Source organism: Xanthomonas sp. SHU 308 (assembly GCF_000364645.1).
Taxonomy (GTDB): domain Bacteria; phylum Pseudomonadota; class Gammaproteobacteria; order Xanthomonadales; family Xanthomonadaceae; genus Xanthomonas_A; species Xanthomonas_A sontii.
Window position 1 is genome coordinate 1 of the sequence record NZ_AQOK01000874.1, and the last position, 4,578, is coordinate 4,578.

General features: G+C 69.6%; 5 protein-coding genes and 1 pseudogene. All 6 read left to right on the top strand.

The window, feature by feature from the left end:
- A partial coding sequence (locus D588_RS0122580) for a GGDEF domain-containing protein (protein ID WP_017917615.1) occupies positions 1 to 1,162 on the top strand: 1,162 nt, incomplete at its 5' end.
- Positions 1,163 to 1,243: 81 nt separating this feature from the next.
- Positions 1,244 to 1,966 carry a UMP kinase gene (gene pyrH, locus D588_RS0122585; protein ID WP_010344040.1) on the top strand — a complete coding sequence of 241 codons (723 nt, stop codon included), beginning with the start codon at positions 1,244 to 1,246 and terminating at the stop codon, positions 1,964 to 1,966.
- A gap of 194 nt (positions 1,967 to 2,160) precedes the next feature.
- Positions 2,161 to 2,718, top strand: coding sequence for a ribosome recycling factor (frr, locus tag D588_RS0122590; protein ID WP_010344041.1), 558 nt, complete (start codon positions 2,161 to 2,163; stop codon positions 2,716 to 2,718).
- A 38-nt stretch (positions 2,719 to 2,756) separates the two neighbouring features.
- Positions 2,757 to 3,497: a polyprenyl diphosphate synthase gene (gene uppS, locus D588_RS0122595; RefSeq protein WP_017908842.1), complete on the top strand. Its 741-nt coding sequence runs from the start codon at positions 2,757 to 2,759 to the stop codon at positions 3,495 to 3,497.
- Positions 3,494 to 4,318 carry a phosphatidate cytidylyltransferase gene (locus D588_RS0122600; RefSeq protein ID WP_017908843.1) on the top strand — a complete coding sequence of 275 codons (825 nt, stop codon included), beginning with the start codon at positions 3,494 to 3,496 and terminating at the stop codon, positions 4,316 to 4,318. Before uppS ends, D588_RS0122600 begins: the two co-directional genes overlap by 4 nt.
- Positions 4,319 to 4,367: 49 nt before the next feature.
- Positions 4,368 to 4,578, top strand: a pseudogene (locus D588_RS0122605) (1-deoxy-D-xylulose-5-phosphate reductoisomerase); the annotation flags it as partial.

Consider the following 4,578-nt stretch of genomic DNA (forward strand, 5'->3'; position numbering starts at 1 on the left):
GCTGGCGGCGCTGGCCAGCCGCCTGCTCGGCCAGGCCGCGGGGTTGCGCAAGCACGAGGAGCTGATGCTGGCCGGGCTGTTGCAGGACATGGGCGCACTGGCCCTGCTGCACGTCTGCCACGACCGCTATTCCGCCCTGCTGCACGAGGCCGCCGGCGATCCGCAGCGGCTGAGCGCGCTGGAGCGCGAGCACCTGGGCGCCGACCGCGCCGAGGTCGGCGCCTGGCTGGCGCAGAAATGGAAGCTGCCCGCCTACCTGCAGCGCAGTATCGGCAGCGGCGGCACTGCCGGCGCCGCGACCGAACCCTTCGACATCTGCGTGCGCCTGTCCGGCGCCATCGCCGACATCTGGCTCGGCGACGATCCCGAAGCCGCGCGCACCCACGCCATGCAGTGCGCCTATCGCGACCTGCAACTGGACAGCCGCCGCTTCGACGAGGTGGTGGGCCACATCGCCGAGGCGCTGCCGGCGGTCAGCCCGATCTTCGACGTGCGCATCGCGCAGCCGGAGCGGGTCGACGCGATCATCAGCCATGCCCGCGAGCTGATGGTGCTGCGCAACCTGCGCGAAGTGCAGGAAGCCAACCGCGTGCGCCAGCGCGCCGACGAGTACGAGCAGCACGCACGGCGCCTGGCCGAACAGGCCAGCCGCGACGCCCTCACCGGCGTGTTCAACCGGCACCAGCTGGACACTTTGCTCAAGCAGCAGTTCGAACTGGCCAATCGCCACGACTGGCCGCTGTCGGTGGCCTTCATCGATCTGGACGATTTCAAGAAGATCAACGACGCGCACGGGCACCTGGTCGGCGACCAGGTCCTGCGCGCATTCGCGCAGACCCTGCAGCCGATGCTGCGCGCCAGCGACACCGTGGCGCGCTTCGGCGGCGAGGAATTCCTGGTGCTGTTGCCCAACACCGGCGAGGAAGCCGCGCTCGGGGTGATGCGGCGCATCCTCGCCGAGATCGCGCAGCGGCCGATGGCCGACACCAAGCAGGGGCCGCTGCACATCAGCTTCTCCGCGGGCGTGGCCACGCAGGGCGGCCGCGAGCGTTTCAACAGCGCGCAGGAACTGCTGCAGGCGGCCGACGACATGCTGTACAGCGCCAAGCACGGCGGTCGCAATCGCGTCACCGCGCGTTCGTCCGGCGAGGCGCAACGCTGAAGCATCGCCGGCGGCACAGACGCGCTGGCGCGCATCGGCTAAAATCGTGTGGTTTGCCCGTCATCCCCCAACGAGGTTGCCATGTCCCAGCTCGCCTATCGCCGTATCCTGTTGAAACTGTCCGGCGAAGCGCTGATGGGAGACGGGGACTACGGCATCGACCCGAAGATCATCAATCGCCTCGCCCATGAGGTGATCGAGGCGCAGCAGGCCGGCGCGGAAGTGGCGCTGGTGATCGGCGGCGGCAACATCTTCCGCGGCGCCGGTCTGGCCGCCAACGGCATGGACCGGGTCACCGGCGACCACATGGGCATGCTCGCCACCGTCATCAACGCGCTGGCGATGCAGGACGCGCTGGAAAAGCTCGGCGCCAAGGTGCGCGTGATGAGCGCGATCAAGATCAACGACGTGTGCGAGGACTTCATCCGCCGCCGTGCGATCCGCCACCTGGAAAAGGGCCGCATCGCGATCTTCGCCGCCGGCACCGGCAACCCCTTCTTCACCACCGACTCCGGCGCCGCGCTGCGCGCGATCGAGATCGGTGCCGACCTGCTACTGAAGGCGACCAAGGTCGACGGCGTGTACGACAAGGACCCGAAGAAGCACGCCGACGCCGTACGCTTCGACAGCCTGACCTACGACGAGGTCATCGCCCGCAACCTGGAAGTGATGGACACCGCCGCCTTCGCCCTGGCCCGCGACAGCGACCTGCCGCTGCGCATCTTCAACATGGGCCAGCCCGGCGAACTGCTGAAGATCTTGCGCGGCGCCGAGATCGGCACGTTGGTGAAGGGAAGGGGCTGACGCCCCGGGAATAGGGAATCGGGAGCGGGGAATCGCAGAGCGTTGCGCACTGCAGCATTGGCGCTGGCCACGATTCCCCCCACATTGGCGTTCAGTTGGGCGCGCCGGAATCCGCCCTTGCCATTCCCCATTCCCGATTCCCCACTCCCGGCAGGCTATAATCGTCCGATTCAGATTCAGCACGGACACCGGCGATGCTCAACGAAATCAAGCAAGACGCACAGACCCGCATGGCCAAGAGCATCGACGCGCTGCGTCATGCGCTCATCAAGGTGCGCACCGGCCGCGCGTCGACCGCCTTGGTCGAGCACCTGAAGGTCAACTACTACGGCTCGGACATGCCGCTGAGCCAGGTCGCCAGCGTGGCCGTCGCCGACGCCCGCTCGCTGACCATCACCCCGTGGGAAAAGCAGATGGTCGGCGCGGTCGAGAAGGCGATCCTGGCCTCGGACCTGGGCCTGACCCCGAACACCGCCGGCACCACCATCCGCCTCAACCTGCCCGCGCTCACCGAGGAGCGCCGCCGCGAGCTGTCCAAGGTCGTGCACGGCGAAGGCGAGGACACCAAGGTCGCGATCCGCAACATCCGCCGCGACGCCAACCAGCAGGTCAAGGATCTGCTGAAGGACAAGAAGGTCACCGAGGACGAGGCCCGCGCCAGCGAGGACGACATCCAGAAGCTGACCGACAAGGCGATCAAGGACGTGGACGACGTGGTCAAGGGCAAGGAACAGGAACTGATGGCGGTCTGAGCCTGCGCCTGCCGGCCATGCCTTCCGACCCCATCCCCATGTCCCTGCCCCGCCACCTGGCCATCATCATGGATGGCAACGGCCGCTGGGCGCAGCGCCGCCGCCGGCCGCGCGTGATCGGCCACCGCGCCGGCGCGCGTGCGGTCAACCGCACCATCGACTTCTGCCTGGAGCGCGGCATCGGCGCGCTGACCCTGTTCGCCTTTTCCAGCGAGAACTGGGGGCGTCCGCAGGAGGAAGTGGACGCGCTGATGAAGCTGTTCCTGCACGCGCTCGACCGCGAGGTCGAGGAGTTGCAGCGGCGCGGCGTGCGCGTGCGCTTCATCGGCGACCGCGCGCGCTTCGCGCCGTCGCTGTGCGAGCGCATGGCCCAGGCCGAGGCGCGCACCCGCGACAACCAGGCGCTGCACCTGTCGATCGCCGCCAGCTACGGCGGCCGCCAGGACATCGCCCTGGCCGCGCGCGCGCTGGCCGAGGACGTCGCCGCCGGGCGCCTGCGCCCGGAGCAGATCGACGAGGACGCGCTGTCGGCGCGCATGGCGCTGGCCGACCTGCCGCCGCCGGACCTGTTCATCCGCACCGGCGGCGACCTGCGCATCAGCAACTTCCTGCTGTGGCAGCTGGCCTATACCGAACTGTGGTTCACCGAGACCCTCTGGCCCGAGTTCGGCCCCGAGGTGCTGCAACAAGCCCTGGACGACTACGCCCGCCGCGAGCGGCGTTTCGGCCTCACCAGCGCGCAGGTCGCCGAAGCGGCGACGGAGAACGTTTCCGCATGACCCGTACCCGCGTCATCGCCGCGCTGATCATGGCCCCGCTGGCCATCTGCGCCATCCTGCTGCTGCCGACCCAGTGGCTGGTCGCGCTGGCCGCCCTGATCTTCCTGATCGGCCTGTGGGAATGGCTGAAGCTGGCCGAGGTCGACGACACCCTGCCGCGCACCATCCTGCTGATGCTCAACCTGCTGCTGATGGTTCTGCTGGTGTGGGCCTCGGCCGGCTCCCTGGTGCTGTTCCAGCTGACCACCCTGATCGGCGCCGGCTGGTGGTGCGTGGCCTTGCTGTGGCTGGGCTTCTACCGCTTCGGCTCCGACCACGCCACCTACGCGCGGGTGTTCAAGCTCGCCGCCGGCACCCTGGCGATCGTACCGGCCTGGGCCGCGCTGGGCCTGATCCACGCCAGCGAGCCCAACGGCCACCGCTGGCTGCTGACCGCGCTGGCGACGGTGTGGGCCGCCGATTCCGGCGCGTATTTCGCCGGCCGCCAGTTCGGCAAGCACAAGCTGGCGCCGCGGATCAGCCCCAACAAGACCGTGGAAGGCCTGGTCGGCGGCCTGCTGGCCGGCCTGATCGTGGCCGCCGGTTTCGGCTGGCTGGCCGGGGTGACCCTGCCGCACCTGCCCGGGCTGCTGATCGTGGCCGCGGTCAGCGTGCTGGCCTCGGTGGTCGGCGACCTGTTCGAGAGCCTGCTCAAGCGCCACGTCGGCGCCAAGGACTCGGGCAACGTGATTCCCGGTCACGGCGGCGTGCTGGACCGGATCGACGGCGTGCTGGCGGCGCTGCCGATCTTCGCGCTGGGCAAGGACATCTTCGGGTTCTGAGCCAGTGAACACGCAACGCAGCAAGACCCCAGCGGTCCGCACCATCGCCGTGCTCGGCGCCACCGGCTCGATCGGCGCCTCGGCGCTGGACGTGATCGCGCGCCATCCGCAGCGCCTGCGCGCCGGCGTACTGGCCGCCGGGCGCAACGTCGACGCGCTGCTGGCGCTGTGCGCCACGCACCGTCCCGCGCATGCGGTGATCGCCGATCCGGCGCTGTACCCGGCGCTGCGCGACGGCCTGCGCGCGGCCGGGCTGTCGA